At 71.7% G+C, this 20,148-nt stretch carries 18 protein-coding genes; 9 read left to right on the top strand and 9 right to left on the bottom strand.

Annotation, left to right across the window (positions count from 1 at the left end; translation table 11 throughout):
• Nucleotides 1–13: 13 nt before the first annotated feature.
• Both AB0M29_RS01450 and AB0M29_RS01455 read right to left on the bottom strand, forming a co-directional pair.
• Nucleotides 14–1,795 carry a protein kinase gene (locus AB0M29_RS01450; RefSeq protein ID WP_365377244.1) on the bottom strand — a complete coding sequence of 594 codons (1,782 nt, stop codon included), beginning with the start codon at nucleotides 1,793–1,795 and terminating at the stop codon, nucleotides 14–16.
• A 58-nt stretch (nucleotides 1,796–1,853) separates the two neighbouring features.
• Entirely contained in the window at nucleotides 1,854–3,560 is a 1,707-nt protein-coding gene (locus tag AB0M29_RS01455) for a glycerol-3-phosphate dehydrogenase/oxidase (protein ID WP_365377247.1), read from the bottom strand.
• Between the two features lie 248 nt (nucleotides 3,561–3,808).
• Here AB0M29_RS01455 and AB0M29_RS01460 point away from each other — a divergent pair, with 248 nt between their 5' ends.
• Both AB0M29_RS01460 and AB0M29_RS01465 read left to right on the top strand, forming a co-directional pair.
• A complete protein-coding gene (locus AB0M29_RS01460; protein WP_365377249.1) occupies nucleotides 3,809–5,095 on the top strand; it encodes a nucleotide sugar dehydrogenase in 1,287 nt (428 codons plus the stop codon).
• A 190-nt stretch (nucleotides 5,096–5,285) separates the two neighbouring features.
• Nucleotides 5,286–5,867, top strand: a complete 582-nt coding sequence (locus AB0M29_RS01465) for a hypothetical protein (RefSeq protein ID WP_365377252.1) — start codon at nucleotides 5,286–5,288, stop codon at nucleotides 5,865–5,867.
• A gap of 78 nt (nucleotides 5,868–5,945) precedes the next feature.
• On the opposite strand, the gene AB0M29_RS01470 is transcribed toward AB0M29_RS01465, so the two are convergent.
• The 4 genes from AB0M29_RS01470 to AB0M29_RS01485 form a co-directional block, all read right to left on the bottom strand.
• Entirely contained in the window at nucleotides 5,946–7,067 is a 1,122-nt protein-coding gene (locus AB0M29_RS01470) for a GuaB3 family IMP dehydrogenase-related protein (protein ID WP_365377254.1), read from the bottom strand.
• 254 nt (nucleotides 7,068–7,321) lie between these two features.
• The gene (guaB, locus tag AB0M29_RS01475; protein ID WP_365377256.1) at nucleotides 7,322–8,821 is read right to left on the bottom strand and encodes an IMP dehydrogenase; all 1,500 of its coding nucleotides are present in this window, start codon (nucleotides 8,819–8,821) and stop codon (nucleotides 7,322–7,324) included.
• Between the two features lie 145 nt (nucleotides 8,822–8,966).
• Nucleotides 8,967–9,587, bottom strand: a complete 621-nt coding sequence (locus tag AB0M29_RS01480; RefSeq protein ID WP_365377258.1) for a sigma-70 family RNA polymerase sigma factor — start codon at nucleotides 9,585–9,587, stop codon at nucleotides 8,967–8,969.
• Nucleotides 9,588–9,825: 238 nt separating this feature from the next.
• Nucleotides 9,826–10,437 (bottom strand): response regulator transcription factor, encoded by a 612-nt coding sequence (locus tag AB0M29_RS01485; RefSeq protein ID WP_003948568.1) that lies wholly within the window; start codon nucleotides 10,435–10,437, stop codon nucleotides 9,826–9,828.
• Nucleotides 10,438–10,895: 458 nt separating this feature from the next.
• Between AB0M29_RS01485 and AB0M29_RS01490 the strand changes: the two genes are divergently transcribed.
• Nucleotides 10,896–11,201 (top strand): WhiB family transcriptional regulator, encoded by a 306-nt coding sequence (locus tag AB0M29_RS01490; RefSeq protein WP_365377260.1) that lies wholly within the window; start codon nucleotides 10,896–10,898, stop codon nucleotides 11,199–11,201.
• Nucleotides 11,202–11,265: 64 nt separating this feature from the next.
• Here the strand turns inward: AB0M29_RS01490 and AB0M29_RS01495 are convergent, their stop codons facing one another.
• Nucleotides 11,266–12,171, bottom strand: a complete 906-nt coding sequence (locus AB0M29_RS01495; protein ID WP_365377263.1) for a LysR family transcriptional regulator — start codon at nucleotides 12,169–12,171, stop codon at nucleotides 11,266–11,268.
• 83 nt (nucleotides 12,172–12,254) lie between these two features.
• Between AB0M29_RS01495 and AB0M29_RS01500 the strand changes: the two genes are divergently transcribed.
• The 5 genes from AB0M29_RS01500 (at nucleotide 12,255) to AB0M29_RS01520 (ending at nucleotide 16,598) form a co-directional block, all read left to right on the top strand.
• Nucleotides 12,255–13,331 carry an aminotransferase class V-fold PLP-dependent enzyme gene (locus AB0M29_RS01500; protein ID WP_365377266.1) on the top strand — a complete coding sequence of 359 codons (1,077 nt, stop codon included), beginning with the start codon at nucleotides 12,255–12,257 and terminating at the stop codon, nucleotides 13,329–13,331.
• 49 nt (nucleotides 13,332–13,380) lie between these two features.
• A complete protein-coding gene (locus tag AB0M29_RS01505) occupies nucleotides 13,381–14,169 on the top strand; it encodes a GNAT family N-acetyltransferase (RefSeq protein ID WP_365377268.1) in 789 nt (262 codons plus the stop codon).
• Nucleotides 14,170–14,214: 45 nt separating this feature from the next.
• Nucleotides 14,215–14,868 (top strand): MOSC domain-containing protein, encoded by a 654-nt coding sequence (locus AB0M29_RS01510; RefSeq protein ID WP_365377270.1) that lies wholly within the window; start codon nucleotides 14,215–14,217, stop codon nucleotides 14,866–14,868.
• Between the two features lie 183 nt (nucleotides 14,869–15,051).
• On the top strand, nucleotides 15,052–15,855 hold the full coding sequence (locus AB0M29_RS01515; RefSeq protein WP_365377272.1) for an SDR family oxidoreductase: 804 nt from the start codon (nucleotides 15,052–15,054) through the stop codon (nucleotides 15,853–15,855).
• A gap of 38 nt (nucleotides 15,856–15,893) precedes the next feature.
• A complete protein-coding gene (locus AB0M29_RS01520; RefSeq protein ID WP_365377275.1) occupies nucleotides 15,894–16,598 on the top strand; it encodes an ester cyclase in 705 nt (234 codons plus the stop codon).
• Between the two features lie 77 nt (nucleotides 16,599–16,675).
• On the opposite strand, the gene groL is transcribed toward AB0M29_RS01520, so the two are convergent.
• Nucleotides 16,676–18,301, bottom strand: coding sequence for a chaperonin GroEL (groL, locus tag AB0M29_RS01525; protein WP_365377278.1), 1,626 nt, complete (start codon nucleotides 18,299–18,301; stop codon nucleotides 16,676–16,678).
• A 124-nt stretch (nucleotides 18,302–18,425) separates the two neighbouring features.
• Complete coding sequence (groES, locus tag AB0M29_RS01530; protein WP_075017238.1) at nucleotides 18,426–18,734, bottom strand: co-chaperone GroES; 309 nt, start codon at nucleotides 18,732–18,734, stop codon at nucleotides 18,426–18,428.
• A 228-nt stretch (nucleotides 18,735–18,962) separates the two neighbouring features.
• Here groES and AB0M29_RS01535 point away from each other — a divergent pair, with 228 nt between their 5' ends.
• Complete coding sequence (locus AB0M29_RS01535; protein WP_365377281.1) at nucleotides 18,963–20,147, top strand: class I SAM-dependent methyltransferase; 1,185 nt, start codon at nucleotides 18,963–18,965, stop codon at nucleotides 20,145–20,147.
• Nucleotide 20,148 lies beyond the last annotated feature (1 nt).

Genomic DNA, 20,148 nt, shown 5'->3' on the forward strand with positions numbered 1-20,148 from the left:
AAGCGAACCCGGCCTATGGGGTGGTTTGCCGGAAACCGGCCACAGCATTGTCGAACACGGCCTTGTAGTCGTCCCATTGGGCCTTCGGTGCCGACAGGTAGATCGCGTACTCACGTCCACCCTTCTTGCCGAACCCCAGGTCGATGGCCCGGAAGTCGCGGGCGGTGCCCCGGAAGGTGAACTGCCAGAGCGCGGCGGGCTCGCCCACCGCGTTCGTGGTGTGGTCCATCCGCTCCCGGTGGTAGTCGTCGACCTGCGACCTGGTCGCGGGCTCGATGCTGACCCAGTGCTCGTACGGGTCGACACTGGCATAGTCGAGCGCGCTGATCTTGAGGCCGACCTTGCCGCTCGGGTCGACGAAGTTGACCTGGTCGCCGCCGTCCTTGACGTCCTTCTTCCAGCCGTCGGGGACGGGCACGGTGTAGCCGCGGTCGGGCTTGTCGAACTGGTGGTAGCCGGCGGGGAGCGGCGGCGGGGCGGGGGTGGCGGCGGTCGGGGTCGGCGTGGGGGACAGCGTTGTCGGCTGGGTGCTGACCGGGGTGTTCGGCCCGGTGCGGTGGTCGCTCGCGCCGGAGTTGCGCAGATGCGTCACCCCGAAGTAGGCGCCCCCGCCGAGCACGGCGACGGCCAGCACGGAGGCCAGCAGCGGCGCCAGGCGGCGTTGCTTGCGGCCGGGGCCCGACGACCCCTGGCTGTACGGGACTTGCGGGGGCTGCTGCCCGGAGTGACCGTGCTGCTCGTACGGCCCCGGTCCGGGCGGCGGACCCTGCACGACGGCGGTCGCCGGGTACGAGGTCGGCGGCGTGGAGCCGTCCGCGGGCTGCGCGGCGGCCGCCCCGCGCGGGACGCGGGTCGTCGGCGGTTCGGCGTCGGGCTCCGCCGCGGGCGGCTGCTGGAACCCCACCTGGCCGACCAGGGCGGTGTCCTGGTCGGCCGCGGGTATCCGCAGCATGCGCTCCACCTCCTCGGCGGAGAGCCGCTCGGCCGGTTCCTTGGCCAGCAGTCCGGCGATGACCCGGGTGAGGGCGCCCGCGTTGGCGGCCGGGATCACCGGCTCCTCGGCGATGGCGTACGCCGTCTCGATGGCGGTCGGACGGCGGAACGGCGACTCGCCCTGCACCGCCTGGTAGAGCGTGGCCCCCAGCGCCCACATGTCCGCCTCGGGTCCGGGCACGGCGCCCCGGATCCGTTCCGGCGACAGGAAGTCGATGGAGCCGATGAGTTCACCGGTACGGGTCAGCGTCGAGGTGCCGGACGCCTGGGCGATACCGAAGTCGGTGAGCACCACCCGGCCGTCGCCGTAGCGCCCGTCCTCGTCGTCCGCGCCGCCGCCCTCCCGGCCGAGCAGCACGTTGCCGGGCTTCACGTCGCGGTGCAGCACTCCGGCGCGGTGCGCGGCGCGCAGCGCGGCGACCATGCCGCGGCCGATCCTGGCGACCTCCGCCACCGGCAGCGGGCCGCTCTCCTTGAGCCGCTCGCCGAGGGTCACCGACGGGACGTACTCCATGACGATGGACGGCAGTCCGGCGTCGTCGACCACGTCGTGCACGACGACCACGTTGGGGTGGCTGATGCGCGCCGCGGCGCGCGCCTCGCGGCGGGTGCGCTCGAACATGGTGGCCAGCTCGTCGTCGAGCATGTGCGGTTGCGGTGGATGCAGCTTCTTGACGGCGACCTGACGGCCCAGCAGCTCGTCCTCGGCACGCCAGACCGTGCCCATGCCGCCCCGGCCGATCCGCTCCATCAGCCGGTACCTGCCCGCGACCAACCGCCCCTCGTCGGTCTGTCCGGTCATTTCGCGCCCTTCCGCCCGCTCCCCCGATGCGCGTCCCATCCCCCGATGCGCGTCGCGCCTAAAGGGGCACGATATCCGGCGCGCCCAGCCGCGCCGCATCCGCGGTCAGATCATCGGGCTGACGCTGCGACTCCCGCTCGGCCTCCACCCGCTTCTCGTAGTGCGCGATCTCCTTCTCGATCTGGTCCTTGTCCCAGCCCAGCACCGGTGCCATCAACTCCGCTGTCTCCCGCGCGCTGAGGGTGCCGCGGTCGAAGGTCTCGATGGAGATCCGGGTCCTGCGGCACAGCGTGTCGTCGAGGTGCCGGGCGCTTTCGAACGCCGCCGCGTAGACGATCTCGGCCCGCAGGTAGTCCTCGGCGGCGGCCAGCGGCGCCCCCAGCGACGGGTCCGCGGCGATCAGGTCGAGGACCTCCTCGGCCATCCCGCCGTACCGGTTCAGCAGATGCTCGACGCGTGCCACGTGCAGCCCGGTGCGGGCGGCGGTGCGCGCCCTGGCGTTCCACAGCGCGTGGTAGCCCTCCGCGCCGACCAGCGGCACGTCCTCGGTGCAGCACTGGGCCACCCGGTGGTCCAGGGCGTGCACGGCCTCGTCGACGGCGTCCTTGGCCATCACCCGGTAGGTGGTGTACTTGCCGCCCGCGACCACCACCAGGCCCGGCACCGGGTGCGCCACGGTGTGCTCGCGCGACAGCTTGCTGGTGGCGTCCGACTCGCCCGCCAGCAGCGGCCGCAGCCCGGCGTACACACCCTGGACGTCGTCCCTGGTCAGCGGGGTGGCCAGCACCGAGTTCACATGCTCCAGCAGATAGTCGATATCGGCGCTGGAGGCCGCCGGGTGCGCCTTGTCCAGGTCCCAGTCGGTGTCGGTGGTGCCGATGATCCAGTGCCTGCCCCACGGGATGACGAAGAGCACGCTCTTCTCGGTGCGCAGGATGAGCCCGCTGCTGGAATGGATCCGGTCCTTCGGCACCACCAGGTGGATGCCCTTGGACGCCCGTACATGGAACTGCCCCCGCTCGCCGATGAGTGCCTGCGTGTCGTCGGTCCACACCCCGGTGGCGTTGACCACCTGACGGGCTTTGATCTCGTACTCGCCCCCTGCCTCGCCATCCTGCACCCGGGCACCGACAACGCGTTCACCCTCGCGGAGGAAGCCCACCACCCGCGCCCGGTTGGCGACCTGCGCCCCGTACGACGCGGCGGTGCGCACCAGGGTGGTGACGAAGCGCGCGTCGTCCACCTGGGCGTCGTAGTACTGCAACGCGCCCACCAGGGCGTCCCTGCGCAGCGCCGGGGCGACCCGCAGGGCGTGCTTACGGGTCAGATGGCGGTGCACGGGCAGGCCGCGGCCGTGGGCGGACGAGACCGACATGGTGTCGTACAGCGCCACGCCGGAGCCGGCGTAGAGCCGCTCCCAGCCCTTGTGCTGCAACGGGTAGAGGAAGGGCACCGGCCGCACCAGGTGCGGGGCGAGCCGCTCCAGCAGCAGGCCGCGTTCCTTGAGCGCCTCGCGGACCAGCGCGAAGTCCAGCATCTCCAGATAGCGCAGCCCGCCGTGGATGAGCTTGCTGGACCGGCTGGAGGTGCCCGACGCCCAGTCACGTGCCTCGACCAGGCCGGTCGACAGTCCCCGGGTGGCCGCGTCCAGCGCGGTGCCCGCGCCGACCACCCCGCCCCCCACCACCAGGATGTCCAGCTCGTGCTCCGCCATCCGGGCCAGTGCCCCGGCCCGCTCGGCGGGTCCAAGTGTTGACGTACGCATCCGTACCTCCCGTTGTGGCGCCGCGCTCGCCGGTGCGGCACCGCGCTCGCCTGCCACCGCGGTGGGTGCCCCCTCCTCGATAGTGACTGCCCAGCCTGAGGGCGGCCACCCTTGACCGGCGCGCCGCGTGGTCATATCAGTCATTTGTCTGGTTAGCCTGTTTTAACGCCATCCATGAGGCATCCGTGGTGATCGCAAGGGACGCACCGGACGCAGACGCACCGGACGCAAGGGAGAGGACTGACCCCATGCCCGCAGACCTCGCGGTGCTCGGACTCGGCCGCACCGGACTTCCCCTCGCCCAGGCGGCCGCCGCCGCGGGCATCGGGGTCATCGGCTACGACCCCGATCCGGCCGCCGCCGCCGACATCAACGCGGGCCGGGTACCGCCCGGCACCCTCGCCACCGCCGACCTGCGCCGGCTGCTGGCGTGCGGCTTCCGTGCCACCGCCGACCCCACCGTGCTCGGCCGGGTCAGGACCGCCGTGATCTGCGCCCCCACCCCGCTGGGCGAGGACCGCGCGCTGGATCTGACGGCCGTCTCCGCCGCCGCCCGCGCGCTCGCCGCGCACCTGCGCCCGCACACCACCGTCGTACTGGAGTCGGCGGTCTACCCCGGCACCACCGAGGGGCTGCTGCGCCCGCTGCTCGAAGCGCACGGCCTGACCGCGGGCCGGGACTTCCACCTCGCCTACTCCCCCAGCCGCCTCGACCCCGGCAACCGCGACTTCCACCTGACCAACACCCCCAAGGTGATCGGGGGTTGCACCCCGGCCTGCACCGAGGCCGCCGCCGCGTTCTTCGGCCGCTTCACCGAAAAGATCGTGCGCGCCCGCGGGCCGCGCGAGGCCGAGGCGGTCAACCTGCTGGAGACCAACTACCGGCATGTGAACATCGCCTTCGCCAACGAGATGGCGGTCTTCTGCCATGAGGTCGGCGTGGACCTGTGGGACGTGATCCGCTGCGCCGAGACCAAGCCGTTCGGCTTCCAGGCGTTCCGGCCGGGCCCCGGCGTCGGCGGACCGGCGGCCGCGCTCGACCCCAACGCCGTACCGCTGTTCGGCGCCATGCCCGCCCAGGGGCAGGGCCAGACCAGGATGCTCGGCCACCCGCTGCGGATGGTCGAACTCGCCCAGGAGGTCAACTCCCGGATGCCGCGCTATGTGGTGCAGCGCGCCGCCGCGCTGCTCAACGAGCACGGCAAGTCGCTGCGCGGCGCCCGTGTGCTGCTGCTCGGCGTCACCTACAAGGCCGATCTCGCCGACCAGGAGGGCGCGCCCGCCCGCGAGATCGGCACCCGGCTGATGGAGCTGGGCGCCCAACTCTGCTACCACGACCCCTATGTGCCGCAGTGGCGGGTGCTCGACCGCCCGGTGCCGCGCGCCGACTCGCTGTGGGAGGCCGCGGCCGAGGCCGATCTGACGGTGCTGCTGCAGCATCACCGCACCTACGACCTCCAGGGGTTGGCCGTCAAGGCCCAACTGCTTCTGGACACCCGCGGCGCCACTCCGGCGGGCGCCGCGGCACGCCTCTAGGGGCCGCGAACAGCCGTCGCGGGGCCCTGCGCACTGTCTTCGCCGCATGACGTGTGTAGGGGTCCTGTAACGACCAGATGAATCGTCTTGTCCGATAGTCATCCCTCCCTGCTAGATTTCGGCGTCTACTCTTCGCGCGCCGCGTTTTTCCCGCGCGAATCCGAAATTTTTCCGTCCCCGGGGGATCCTCATGAGCGCCAACTACCCACCGCCGCAGCAGTCGGGCCAGAACCCGTACGGCCAGCAGCCGCCGCAGTACGGCCAGCAGCCCTACGGCGCGCCGCAGCCGCAGTTCGGTGCCGGCGGCTACCCGCCGCCCGCGCCGGTCGCGCCCGCCCGCGACAACGTCGGCCTCGGCCTGGCCGTCGGCTTCGTCGCGGCGATCATCGCCGCGTTCGCCTACGCCGGCATCATGCGCGCGATGGCCAAGGACGACGGCCACTACACCGAGGTCGGCTATGTCGCGATCGGTGTCGGCCTGCTCGTCGGCTTCGCGCTCGGCAAGGTCGGCGGCCGCAACCCGCTGCTGCCCGTCGCGGGCATCGTGCTGTCGCTGCTGGCCGTGTTCTTCGGCGAGATCCTCGGTCTGTCGATGATCGCCAGCCACTACGCCTCGCTGGGCGGCGCGGACATCTCCTGGTTCAAGGTCTTCACCGACCACTTCGGGGACATGTTCAAGCAGTGGAAGCACGACTTCGACGTGAAGTCCTTCTTCTTCCTCGCCATCGCCGGAGCCGAGGGCTTCGCGGTGGCCCGCCGCGCGGGTCGCTGACCACGTAGCCGCAGGCACAGCAACACAGCGCAGGGCCCGTACCGCGATCGCGGTACGGGCCCTGCTCCTGTCAGGCCGTCAGCGGTGGTGGGTCGGGGAGACCGTCACCTCGACGCGCTGGAACTCCTTCAGGTCCGAGTAGCCGGTGGTGGCCATCGAGCGGCGCAGGGCGCCGAAGAAGTTCATCGAGCCGTCGGGCGCGTGCGAGGGGCCGAGCAGGATCTCCTCGGTGGTCCCGGCGGTGCCCAGGTTCATCCGCTTGCCGCGCGGCAGTTCGGTGTTGACCGCCTCCATGCCCCAGTGGAAACCGCGGCCGGGCGCGTCCGTGGCGCGGGCCAGCGGCGATCCCATCATCACGGCGTCCGCGCCGCAGGCCACGGCCTTGGGCAGGTCGCCGCTGGCGCCGAAGCCGCCGTCGGCGATGACGTGCACATAGCGGCCGCCGGACTCGTCCATGTAGTCGCGGCGGGCGGCGGCGACATCGGCCACCGCGGTGGCCATCGGCACCTGGATGCCCAGCACGTTGCGCGTGGTGTGCGCGGCGCCGCCGCCGAAGCCGACCAGCACACCCGCGGCGCCGGTGCGCATCAGGTGCAGCGCCGCGGTGTACGTGGCGCAGCCGCCGACGATCACCGGTACGTCGAGCTCGTAGATGAACTGCTTGAGGTTGAGCGGCTCGTGCGAGCCGGAGACGTGCTCGGCGGAGACAGTGGTGCCGCGGATCACGAAGAGGTCGACGCCCGCGTCCACCACGGCCTTCGAGAACTGCGCGGTGCGCTGCGGCGACAGGGCCGCGGCCGTCACGACGCCCGCGTCCCGCACCTCCTTGATGCGCTGCCCGATCAGTTCCTCGCGGATCGGCGCCGCGTAGATCTCCTGCAGCCGGGCGGTGGCCTGGCTGTCGTCCAGCTCGGCGATCTCCGCGAGCAGCGGCTCGGGGTCGTCGTACCGGGTCCACAGCCCTTCGAGGTTCAGCACCCCGAGGCCGCCCAGGTTGCCGATCCTGATCGCCGTCTCCGGCGACACCACCGAGTCCATCGGGGCGGCCAGGAACGGCAGCTCGAAGCGGTACGCGTCGATCTGCCACGCGATCGAGACCTCTTTCGGGTCCCGGGTCCGTCGGCTCGGCACCACGGCGATGTCATCGAAGGCATACGCCCTGCGGCCTCGCTTGCCCCGCCCGATCTCGATCTCTGTCACGTCCGTGCCTCTCTCTGTGGCCTGCGGCCCCTAGTATCCCCGGTCCGCCCCGGAGTGCCCCGATAGGGGCGCGGGGAACTGCGCTGCTCGCGCGGAGGACGTGCCCCGTCAGGGGCGCGGGGAACTGCGCGCTCAGCCCCCACCGGCCCGGTGGTCGGGAGACAACGCGTCTGCCCCATTGGGGCCGGTGGTGACCTGCAGCCACGCGACGGCTGGTCGCGCAGTTCCTCGCGCCCCTTCGGGGCACTGCGGCGTCAGCCGTGGTAGTTGGGGGCCTCGACGGTCATCTGGATGTCGTGGGGGTGACTCTCCTTGAGCCCCGCGGCAGTGATCCGGACGAAGCGCCCCTTGCTCTCCATCTCGGAGATGTGCGCGGCACCGACGTAGCCCATGGTCTGGCGAAGACCACCGACAAGCTGGTGGAGTACCGCGGCCAGCGGGCCGCGGTAAGGCACCTGCCCCTCGATCCCCTCGGGCACGAGCTTGTCGTCGGAGGAGACCTCGCCCTGGAAGTACCGGTCCTTGGAGTACGAGCGGCCCTGCCCGCGAGACTGCATCGCGCCGAGCGACCCCATCCCCCGGTAGGACTTGAACTGCTTGCCGTTGATGAACATCAGCTCACCCGGCGACTCCTCGCAGCCCGCGAGCAGGCTGCCGAGCATGACGCTGCTCGCGCCCGCGGCCAGCGCCTTGCCGATGTCGCCGGAGTACTGCAGGCCGCCGTCGCCGATCACCGGCACACCCGCGTCCTGGCAGGCGAGCGCGGCCTCGTAGATCGCGGTGACCTGCGGGACGCCGATGCCCGCGACCACCCGGGTCGTGCAGATCGAGCCGGGGCCGACGCCGACCTTCACGCCGTCCACGCCCGCGTCGAGCAGCGCGCGGGCGCCGTCGCGGGTCGCCACGTTGCCGCCGATGACGTCCACGCCGACGCTGGACTTGATCTTGGCCATCCAGTTCAGCGCGTTGCTGTTGTGGCCGTGCGAGGTGTCCACGATGAGGAAGTCGACCCCGGCGCCGACCAGCGCCTGCGACCGCTCCAGCGCCTCGGGGCTGGCCCCGACCGCCGCGCCGACCAGCAGCCGACCCTCGGCGTCCTTGGCCGCGTTCGGGTACTGCTCGGCCTTGACGAAGTCCTTGACGGTGATCAGGCCGCTGAGCCTGCCGTCGGCGTCGACCAGCGGCAGCTTCTCGATCTTGTGGCGGCGCAGCAGCGCCATCGCGTCCACACCGGAGATGCCGACCTTGCCGGTGACCAGCGGCATCGGCGTCATGACCTCGCGGACCTGGCGGGAGCGGTCGCTCTCGAAGGCCATGTCGCGGTTGGTGACGATGCCCAGCAGCCGCCCCGACTCGTCGGTGACCGGCACACCACTGATCCGGAACTTCGCGCAGAGCGCGTCCGCGTCACCGAGGGTGGCGTCCGGCCGTACGGTGATCGGGTCGCTGACCATGCCGGACTCGGAGCGCTTGACCAGGTCGACCTGGTTGACCTGGTCCTCGATCGACAGGTTGCGGTGCAGCACGCCGACGCCGCCCTGGCGGGCCATCGCGATGGCCATCCGGGCCTCGGTGACCTTGTCCATCGCCGCCGACAGCAGCGGGATGTTCACCTTCACGTTGCGGGAGATGAGCGACGAGGTGTCGACCTGGTTCGGCAGCACCTCGGACGCCCCCGGCAGGAGCAGCACATCGTCGTAGGTCAGTCCGAGTGTGGCGAACTTCTCAGCTACTCCGTCGGCGTTCAGCGTCATGACACCTTCCCGAATGGTCTTGCCCGGCGAGTTGTTCAATGGTAGTGGCTTCGCCGGTATTCCTCCGCCGCCGCCGATCGGCGCCGACCACGGACGCCCGTCACGGGCACCCGCCACCGGCCCGGCGTACCGGGAGACGCGGCGGTTACGCGGTCAGGCCGCGCGGGTCGCCCGCGGTGCTGGCGCCCGCGGTCTCCTCCGCGAGGGCCCGCAGCCGGCTGAGCGCGCGGTGCTGCGCCACCCGGACGGCCCCGGGGGACATGCCGAGCATCTGGCCGGTCTCCTCGGCGCTCAGCCCCACGGCGACCCGCAGCAGCACCAGCTCGCGCAGGTGCTCGGGGAGGTTGCCGAGGAGTTTTCTGGCCCAGGCGGCGTCGCTGCTGAGCAGCGCCCGCTCCTCGGGGCCGAGCGAGTCGTCCGGCTTCTCGGGCATCTCGTCGGACGGCACCGCGGTGCTGCCGGGGCCGCGCATGGCGGCCCGTTGCAGGTCAGCGACCTTGTGGGCGGCGATGGAGACGACGAACGCCTCGAACGGCCGCCCCAGGTCGCGGTAGCGCGGCAGCGCGCAGAGCACCGCCAGGCAGACCTCCTGCGCCAGGTCGTCCACGAAGTGCCGGGCGTCACCCGGCAGCCGGGACAGCCGGGTGCGGCAGTACCGCTCGGCCAGGGGGTGGACGTGCGCGAGAAGGTCGTGCGTGGCCTGTTCGTCGCCGTCGACTGCGCGCCGGACTAGGGCACCGATGGCCGGAGTGTCGTCGTCGCGCATCCCCCCATGGTGCCTCGCCACGGGACGATCCGCCGCATCGCGGCCGTACTTCTGCACCGAAGCGTTATGGGCGGCCGAAGCCGACGCTGTCATCTCCGCCATGTGAAGCCCCCGCCGATCCCCGAGGAAGTCCATACATCAAGCATGCGTCCTCCCCCGGGAAACCGAGGACTCGTGGGCGACTTCGCCGCTGCCGCCGCCCTCCCGGACGCGCGCATGAGGGGTCACGGCCAGGCGGTCAGCGCACCAGGCCCCAGCGGAAACCGAGCGCCACGGCGTGCGCGCGGTCCGATGCGCCGAGCTTCTTGAACAGCCGCCGCGCGTGCGTCTTCACGGTGTCCTCGGAGAGGAACAGCTCGCGGCCGATCTCGGCGTTGGAGCGGCCGTGACTCATGCCCTCCAGCACCTGGATCTCGCGGGCGGTGAGGGTGGGCGCGGCGCCCATCTCGGCCGAGCGGAGCCGGCGCGGGGCGAGCCGCCAGGTCGGGTCGGCGAGGGCCTGCGTCACGGTGGCCCGCAGCTCGGCGCGCGAGGCGTCCTTGTGCAGGTAACCGCGCGCACCGGCGGCCACGGCCAGGGCCACGCCGTCCAGGTCCTCGGCGACGGTGAGCATGATGATGCGGGCGCCGGGGTCGGCGGACAGCAGCCGCCGCACCGTCTCCACCCCGCCGAGGCCGGGCATCCGGACGTCCATGAGGATGAGGTCCGAGCGGTCGGCACCCCAGCGGCGGAGGACTTCCTCGCCGTTGGCCGCGGTGGTTACGCGCTCGACGCCGGGCACGGTCGCCACCGCACGGCGGAGGGCCTCTCGGGCGAGCGGGGAGTCGTCGCAGACGAGGACGGAAGTCATGACCGCCCTCCGAAGCTGAACCGCGTCACGTTGTGCCTCCAGGCTGTGCGAATCGTCACCGTGGGGCTGACGGCCTCGGGCAACTGCCCGAATCACTTGTCCGCCAACCACTTCCGCCTCAATCAACGACCCTCACCCGAAAGAGTTACGAAGTTTGGTCGTCGCGATCGGCACTCTACGTGATCATGCACGCACGGATCGCCCACGCCGCAGGTCAGACGGGTGAGAGGGGGGCGAATAATGGGACGGAACGATTCGCCTGCGGCCGAGCGGCCCTACCGGGATGCTGCCGAACGGGTGTTATGCCGGAGTTTGCACTGTTTGGACGCTCTTTTGGGTCTTGCGGGCTATTCGCCACTAGATTGGCGATGAGTCATATTTACATCTACTACGACTGTGGATGTACGGTCGAGAGGTCAAGCCTCACGACCTTCACGCACCCTTCGAGGGGATGAGCAATGGCAGACTTCTCCCGCCTTCCCGGCCCCAACGCCGATCTCTGGGACTGGCAACTCGTGGCGGCCTGCCGCGGCGTCGACAGTTCGTTGTTCTTCCATCCCGAAGGCGAGCGGGGCGCCGCCCGCAGCGCGCGCGAGGCGTCGGCCAAGGAGGTGTGCATGCGCTGCCCGGTACGCGCCGAGTGCGCCACGCACGCCCTGACCGTGCGCGAGCCCTACGGCGTCTGGGGCGGCCTGACCGAGGATGAGCGCGAGGCCATGATGGGCCGTTCGCGCAACCGGGTACTCAGCCCGCAGAACCAGTGAAGAATCGATTCTTCTAAGGCTCCCCCGGCCGCCCGGGGCCGATGGGCCCCGGGTCCGACCCGCCCTAGCGCAGGGCCGCCCGCGCGAGACGGCCGAGCATCATGTCGACCGCCGGGACCTGCGCCAGGTCCGGCAGAGTCAGCGCCACCACCTCGCGCTCGACCCGCGGCCGCACCTCGATCACGGCCACGCCCTTGTGACGTACCGACTCCAGCGCCAGCTCCGGCAGTACCGCGACGCCGAGACCGGCGGCGACCAGGCCCACCACGGCCGGGTAGTCGTCGGTGGCGAAGTCGATCCGCGGGGTGAAACCGGCGCGCTCGCACACCTCCACCAGATGACGGCGGCAGCGCGGGCAGCCCGCGATCCACTCCTCGTCCGCGAGGTCGGCGATCTCCGCGGGCCCGCCCCGGTCGGCCAGCCGGTGGCCGTCGGGCACCACGCCGACCAGCCGGTCGGTGAGCAGCGGGCGTACCACCAGGTCGTCCCAGGACTCCTCGGCGGGCGTCGGCAGATCCACGTAACGGAACGCCAGCGTGATGTCGCAGTCGCCTGCCCGGAGCATGTCGACCGAGCGCGGCGGCTCGGCCTCCTCCAGCGAGATCTTGGTCCCCGGGTACTGAGCCCGCATGGCCGCGACCGCGCCGGGCACCAGCGTGGAACTTCCCGAGGGGAACGACGCCAGCCGCACCCGGCCGGCGCGCAGCCCGGCGATCGCGGCGACCTCCTCCTCGGCCGCGGTCAGCCCGGCGAGGATGCCCGCGGCGTGCCGTACCAGCGCCTCGCCCGCCTCGGTCAGCCGCATCTCCCGGCTGCCGCGCACCAGCAGCGGGGTGCCCGCGGAGTTCTCCAGCGCCTTCATCTGCTGGCTGACGGCCGGCTGCGTACAGCCGAGGTCGCGCGCCGCCGCGGAGAACGAACCGGTACGGGCCACAGCGCGCAGCACCCTCAGATGACGAGCCTCGATCATCCGGCAACCATAAGCGATGCTTAGGTTTATCCGATAGATATCGGCAATAGACTTTGAGGCTGTCGAGGGCCAGGCTGCATTCCATGGACGCCTTCCACGCCACACTCGCCGCGGAGTTCGCCGCCCACACCGCCGGCTCCGTCTACCTCAACACCGCCGCCCACGGACTGGCCCCGGCCCGGACCACCGACGCGCTGCGGCAGGCCGTCGAGGCGTGGGCGGCCGGGACGCCGGATGTCGACGGGTACGAGGACGCCGTCGCCGCGGCCCGCGCGTCGTACGCCAGGATCACCGGGGTGGCCACCGAACGGGTCGCGCTGGCGAGCACCGTGGCCGAGAGCGTCGGGCTGATCGCCGTACAGCTGCCGCCCGGCGCCGAAGTGCTGGTCGCGGACGGCGACTTCAGCTCCGTGGTGCAGCCTTTCGCGGGCCGCGGCGACCTGAAGCTGCGGATCGCGCCGCTGGAGTCGCTCGCCGACGCCGTGCGCCCCGGGACGGCGCTGGTCGCGGTCAGCGCCGCGCAGTCCGCGGACGGCCGGGTCGCCGACCTGCCCGCGATCCGCTCGGCCGCCGCCGCGCACGGCGCCCGCACCCTGATCGACGGCACCCAGGCCGTCGGCTGGCTGCCGCTGTGCGCCGACGACTACGACTACGTGGTGACCCACGGCTACAAGTGGCTGGTCAGCCCGCACGGCGCCTGCTTCCTCACCGTCCGCGAGGACGCCGAGCACACCCTGTCGCCCGCCTTCGCCGGGTGGTACGCCGCCGAGGACCCGTGGGCGGACTGCTACGGCCCCGTCGCCCGGCTGGCGCCCGGTGCCCGCGGGTTCGACGCCCGGCCCGCGTATCTGCCGTACGTCGGCGCCGCCCGGTCGCTGGCCCTCGTCGAGGAGCTCGGCGTCCCCGCGATCCACGCCCACGCCACCTCGCTCGCCGCCCGGCTGCGCGACGGCCTCACGGGCCTCGGCCACCACCCGGTCCCCGGTGTGTCCGCGATCGTCGCGGTCGCCGGCCTGCCGGAGTCCGCCGCGGCCGCGCTCACCGCCGCCGGAGTGCGGTTCTCCTCCCGCGCGGGCAATCTGCGGTTCTCCACGCATCTGCACAACACGGCGGCCGACGTCGACCACGTCCTGGACACCCTGCGCGCCCACGGCGGCTGACCAGGGAAATCCCGTGGCGCCGCGGCGGGGCCGGTGTTCCAATGCCCGGATGGACTCCTCACACGTACTCGCCCTGTTCGACGCCCAGATGCGCCGCGACGCGCCGCCCGACGCCTCCGGCACCAGGGTGGAGCGGCTCGGCGGTGTCGTCCGGCAGACCGGCGCCGCCACCCACGACTGGACCGGCGTCATCTGGTCGGACCTCGACGAATCCACCGCCGACCGGGCCATCGCCGAGCAGCTGGCGTATCTGTCCACACCGGAGGCCGCGGGGCGGGAGTTCGAGTGGAAGCTCTACTCCCACGACCGGCCCGCGGACCTCGGCGAGCGGCTGCTGGCGGCCGGGTTCACCCCCGAGGAGCCGGAAGCCCTGATGGTCGCCGAGGTCGCGGAGCTCGCCACCGACGCCCGGATGCCCGAGGGCGTGCGGATCGTGCCGGTGACGGACGCCGCCGGGGTGGACCTCCTGGCGGACGTCCACGAGCAGGCGTTCGGCACCAGCGCCGGCCGGCTGCGCCAGCGGATGCTGGACCAGATCGCCACCAGCCCGGACACCGTGAGCATGGTGCTGGCGATGGCCGGTGACGTGCCGGTCTGCGGGGCGCGGATGGAGTTCCACACCGGCACCGACTTCGCCAGCCTGTGGGGCGGCGGGACCGTCGCCGCCTGGCGCGGCCGCGGCATCTACCGCGCCCTGGTCGCCCACCGGGCCGAGATCGCCGCCGCGCGGGGATACCGCTTCCTCCAGGTCGACGCCTCCGACGACAGCCGCCCGATCCTCAAGCGGCTCGGTTTCACGCAGTTGAGCGTGACCACGCCGTATCTGCTCGAGACCTGAAAACGCGGCTGCGCCGCCCCAGGCGCTGGAGGTACGGTGCGCCGCATGGAGCTGCTGAGTGTCAACGTGGGCCGCCCCCGCCCCAATCCGTGGAAGCGGCTGGAGGCCACCGGTATCGACAAGCGGCCCGTCACCGGCCCGGTCGCGGTCACCGCGCCCGGCCCCAAGGGCAACGGCGACGTCGGCCTCGCCGGCGACCGGGTCTACGACGTCAAGCACCACGGCGGTACGCACCAAGCCGTGTACGCGTACGCCCGCGAGGACCTCGACCACTGGGAGCGGGAACTGGGCCGCACCCTGGACAACGGCGCCTTCGGCGAGAACCTCACGACCGCCGGTATCGACGTCAACTCCTCGCTGATCGGCGAGCGCTGGCGGATCGGCGCCGACGGGCCGGTGCTGGAGGTTTCCGCCCCGCGGATCCCCTGCGCGACCTTCGCGGGCTGGCTCGACGAGCGGCGCTGGATCCGGCGGTTCACCGAGCAGGCCCTTCCCGGGCCGTATCTCCGGGTGATCTCGCCCGGCGAACTGCGGGCGGGCGACGCCCTTGCGGTGGTTCACCGCCCCGCCCACGAAGTGACGGTGGCCCTGGCCTTTCGCGCCTTCACCACCCGGCCCGAACTCCTCCCCCTCCTCGCGGAGCTGGAGGCGTTGCCTCCGGAAGACCGCGCCCACATCCGCACCCGCCTCGCCCGGTAGTGCCCCGATAGGGGCGCGGGGAACTGCGCGACCAGCCGTCGCGCTCCTGCAGGTCACCACCGGCCCCAGAGGGGCAGATCGGTTGTTCTCGGACCACCGGCCGGTGGGGGCGGGCCGCGCAGTTCCCCGCGCCCCTAAAGACGGGGCACCGTCTTACGCAAGCGCACCGCCTAACCTGCGGGGATGACGACTTCCCTCATTACGGGTGCGACAGCAGGCATCGGGGCCGCGTTTGCGCGGCGGCTGGCGGCGGACGGGCATGGGCTGGTGCTGGTCGCGCGGGACGAGAAGCGGCTCGAAGGGAGCGCGGCTGAGCTGCGGGAACGGTACGGCGTCGAGGTGGAGGTGCTGGCGGCGGACCTGGCCACGGACGACGGCATCGCGGCCGTGGAGCGGCGGCTGGCGGACCGGGAGCGGCCGGTGGACGTGCTGGTCAACAACGCGGGGTTCGGCAACCGCGGCACCTTCCTCGACACCCCGCTCGCCGACGAGCTGCGCATGCTGACCGTGCACTGCGAGGCCGTACTGCGGCTGACCAGCGCCGCCGCGCGGCCCATGCGCGAGCGCGGCCGGGGCTCGGTGATCAATGTGTCGTCGGTGGCCGCCTTCATGCCGCGCGGCACGTACTCGGCGAGCAAGGCGTGGGTGGTCCGCTTCACCGAGGGCGTCGCCCAGGACCTGGCGGGCAGCGGCATCCGCTTCCTCGCGCTGTGCCCCGGCTTCGTCCGTACCGAGTTCCACGCCCGCGCGGGGATGAACGCCGGGAACGTACCGGACTGGGCGTGGCTCGACGCCGACAAGGTGGTGGCCGCCGCGCTGCGCGATCTCGGCGCGGGCAAGCGGATCAGCGTGCCCGACGCCCGCTACAAGGTCGCCGTCGCCGTGGCCCGCCACGTCCCCTCCCGCCTCTTCGGCGGCGTCTCGACCAAGGCGGGCCGCCGCTACGACCCCAAGGCGCCAGGGCGTGAACAGGACAAAAACGCCTAAAATGGAGCGAGGACAGGCGTGGATCCGAAGGAGGCGCCATGACATTCGTCCAGCTCATCGACTGCAAGACCAGCAAGTACGACGACATGAACCGGCTCATGGACTCATGGGTCGAGGCGACGCAGGGCAAGCGGACCGCCACCCATGCCGTCGTCGGGAAGGACCGCTCCGGCGACGGGCACTACGTGGAGATCGTCGAGTTCCCCTCGTACGAGGACGCGATGAAGAACTCCGGCCTGCCGGAGACCGACCGGATCTTCCAGGAAATGGTGGCGCTCTGCGACGAGATGCCGACCTTCACCGATCTGGAGGTCGTCCGCGACGACCAGCTCAACAAGGCGGCGGTGCGCCGTTTCCTGCTGGAGGTCTGCGGGCGCGAGGACCCGGCACCCTTCCACGAGCTGTTCGCCGAGGGCTACACGGAGCATGACGTCGGCACCGACGAGGTGACCCACAGCGTGAAGGAGGCGCAGGAGAAGACCCTCGCCTACCGGCGCGGCTTCCCGGACTTCACGTTCACCATCGAGGACCAGATCGCCGAGGGCAACAGGGTGGTCACCCGCTGGAGCTGGAGCGGCACCAACACCGGTGAGGCGTTCGGCATGCCGCCCACCGGCAAGCGGGTCGGGATGACCGGCACCACCACGTTCGTCTTCTCCGGCGGCAAGATGGTCGAGGGCTGGTGGCACTGGGACGCGCTCGGCATGATGCGCCAGCTCGGCGTCGTCCAGATGCCCGGCTGACACCGGACGCGATCAACGGGTGAGGCCCGGCATCCCCGAAGGGACGCCGGGCCTCACCCGTCGGAAAGGGAACCGCGTCAGTGCGAGTGCCCGTGGCCGCCGTGACCGGCCTCGGCGGGCTCCTCTTCCTTCTTCTCGACGACCAGGGTCTCGGTCGTCAGGAGGAGGGAGGCGATGGAGGCCGCGTTCTCCAGGGCGGAGCGGGTGACCTTGACCGGGTCGATGACGCCGGCCTTCACCAGGTCGCCGTACTCGCCGGAGGCCGCGTTGAAGCCGTGGTTCTTGTCCAGCTCGGCGACCTTCGCCGTGATGACGTAGCCCTCCAGGCCCGCGTTCTCGGCGATCCAGCGCAGCGGCTCGACCGCGGCGCGGCGGACGACCGCGACACCGGTGGCCTCGTCGCCGGTCTTGCCGAGGTTGCCCTCGAGGACCTTGACGGCGTGGACGAGCGCGGAGCCACCACCGGAGACGATGCCCTCCTCGACCGCGGCGCGGGTCGCGGAGATGGCGTCCTCCAGACGGTGCTTCTTCTCCTTCAGCTCGACCTCGGTGGCCGCACCGACCTTGATCACGCAGACGCCGCCGGCCAGCTTCGCGAGGCGCTCCTGGAGCTTCTCGCGGTCCCAGTCGGAGTCCGTGCCGGCGATCTCGGCCTTGATCTGGCCGACCCGGCCCTCGATCTCGGCCTTGTCGCCCGCACCGTCGACGATGGTGGTCTCGTCCTTGGTGATGGTCACGCGGCGGGCGGTGCCCAGCAGGTCCAGACCGGCCTGGTCGAGCTTGAGGCCGACCTCCTCGGCGATGACGGTCGCACCGGTGAGGGTGGCGATGTCGCCGAGCATGGCCTTGCGGCGGTCACCGAAGCCGGGCGCCTTGACCGCGACGGCGTTGAACGTGCCGCGGATCTTGTTGACGACCAGCGTGGACAGGGCCTCGCCCTCGACGTCCTCGGCGATGATCAGCAGCGGCTTGGAGCCACCGGCCTGGATGACCTTCTCCAGCAGCGGCAGCAGGTCCTGGATCGAGGCGATCTTGCCCTGGTGGATGAGGACGTACGGGTCGTCGAGTACGGCCTCCATCCGCTCCTGGTCGGTGACGAAGTACGGCGACAGGTAGCCCTTGTCGAAGGCCATGCCCTCGGTGAAGTCCAGCTCCAGACCGAAGGTGTTGGACTCCTCGACGGTGATGACACCGTCCTTGCCGACCTTGTCCATCGCCTCGGCGATCAGGTCGCCGACCTGCTTGTCCTGGGCGGACAGCGCGGCGACGGCGGCGATGTCCTCCTTGCCCTCGATCGCGCGGGCGGTCGCGAGCAGTTCCTCGGAGACGGCCTTGACGGCCGCGTCGATGCCCTTCTTCAGGGCGGCCGGGGAGGCGCCCGCGGCCACGTTGCGCAGGCCCTCGCGGACCAGCGCCTGGGCCAGCACGGTGGCGGTGGTGGTGCCGTCACCCGCGATGTCGTTGGTCTTGGTCGCCACCTCCTTCACCAGCTGCGCGCCCAGGTTCTCGTACGGGTCCTCCAGCTCCACCTCACGGGCGATGGTCACGCCGTCGTTGGTGATGGTGGGGGCGCCGAACTTCTTGTCGATGACGACATTGCGGCCCTTGGGGCCGATGGTCACCTTCACCGTGTCGGCGAGCTTGTTGACGCCGCGCTCAAGGGCGCGACGGGCGTCCTCGTCGAACTTCAGGGTCTTGGCCATGCCTGTGCACTACCTCGTCTACTCGTCATCGTCATCGTCAAGGACGGTCAAAGAAACCGCCCCGGGGACCCGGTCCGGAGGACTCGGAAACCCGGGGCGGGATCAGAGCTGCGGTGAAGCAGGTTTACTTCTCGACGATCGCGAGGACGTCGCGAGCCGAGAGGACGAGGTACTCCTCGCCGTTGTACTTCACCTCGGTGCCGCCGTACTTGCTGTAGAGCACGACGTCGCCCACGGCGACGTCGAGCGGCAGGCGGTTGCCGTCCTCGAAGCGGCCCGGACCGACGGCCAGGACGACGCCCTCCTGGGGCTTCTCCTTGGCGGTGTCCGGGATGACCAGGCCGGAGGCCGTGGTCTGCTCGGCGTCGAGCGGCTGGACCACGATGCGGTCCTCAAGCGGCTTGATGGCAACCTTGGTGCTGGCGGTCGTCACGATCCGACCTCCCCCTTCAAAGGGCTCACGGGAGTGTTCGTCAGGGTCGGCGACCTGGTAGGCCCGTCGTCGCGGGTGCCGGACCTGCCCGTCGCTGTCTGCTGGCACTCAGCGGTGTCGAGTGCCAGAACCGAGACTAGGACGCTCTTAGCACTCGGTCAAGCGGAGTGCCAGGCGCGCTGCTTGCATTGTCCCCGGCAGCTCCCCGCGCCCGGGGACAATGGAGTGGTGAGCGAGGGAATCGACGGGCTGCTGAGCCCGGCAGGGCAGGCGCTGCTGGCGTCGCTGCGCGACCACGACCCGGCCGACGAGTTGGCCGCCGCGACCCGGCTGCGCCGCGACCACGACGCGGACCTGGTGTCGGCCGCGCTCGGGCAGGCACGGCTGCGGCAGCGGGCGGTGGCGAAGTTCGGCGCGGCCGACGCGTACCGGATGTACTTCACGCCGGACGGTGTCGAGCAGGCGACCCGTACCTCGGTCGCCACCCACCGCGCCGCGCGGTTCAAGGCGTTGGGCGTACGGCGGCTGGCCGACCTGTGCGGCGGGATCGGCGGTGACGCGATCGCGCTGGCGCGCGCCGGGATCGAGGTGCTGGCCGTCGACCGCTCCCCGCTGACCTGCGCGGTGGCCCGCGCCAACGCCGAGGCGCTGGACCTGGCCGACCTGATCAAGGTGCGTTGCGCCGATGTCGCCGAGGTGGACACCTCCGGGTACGACGCGGTCTTCGTCGACCCGGCCCGCCGCACGGGCCGCGGCCGGACCTTCGACCCGGAGGCGTACTCACCGCCGCTGTCGTGGGCGCTCGGCGCGGCCCGCGCGGTGCCCTTCGCGGCGGTGAAGGTCGCGCCCGGCATCCCGCACGAGGCGGTGCCCGCGCAGGCCGAGGCCGAGTGGGTCTCGGACCGCGGCGACGTGAAGGAGGCGGCGCTGTGGTTCGGCACCACCCCCGGCGCGGTACGGGCCACCCTGCTGCCGGACGGCGCCTCGCTGTGCACCGCCGCCCCGCTGCCCGACCCCGAGGTGCGCCCGGTCGGCCGCTACCTCTACGAGCCGGACGGCGCGGTCATCCGCGCGCATCTGGTCGCCGAGGTCGCGCGGGCGCTCGACGGCGGCCTGATCGACCCGACCATCGCCTACGTCACCACCGACGCACCGCGGCCGACGCCGTACGCCACCGCCTACGAGATCACCGATGTGCTGCCGTTCGGCCTCAAGCGGCTCAAGGCGCTGCTGCGGGAGCGCGAAGTGGGGGTGCTGACGGTGAAGAAGCGCGGATCGGCGGTGGAGCCCGAGGAGTTGCGGCGCCGGGTGAAGCCGCGGGGGCCGAACGCGGCGACCGTCTTCCTGACCCGGGTGGCCGGGGCGCCGTCGATGCTGCTGGGCGGGCCCGCGTCCGTGGCGGAGCCGGAATGAC

It is taken from the genome of Streptomyces sp. NPDC051976, from assembly GCF_040680795.1.
In the GTDB taxonomy this organism is placed as follows: Bacteria; Actinomycetota; Actinomycetes; order Streptomycetales; family Streptomycetaceae; genus Actinacidiphila.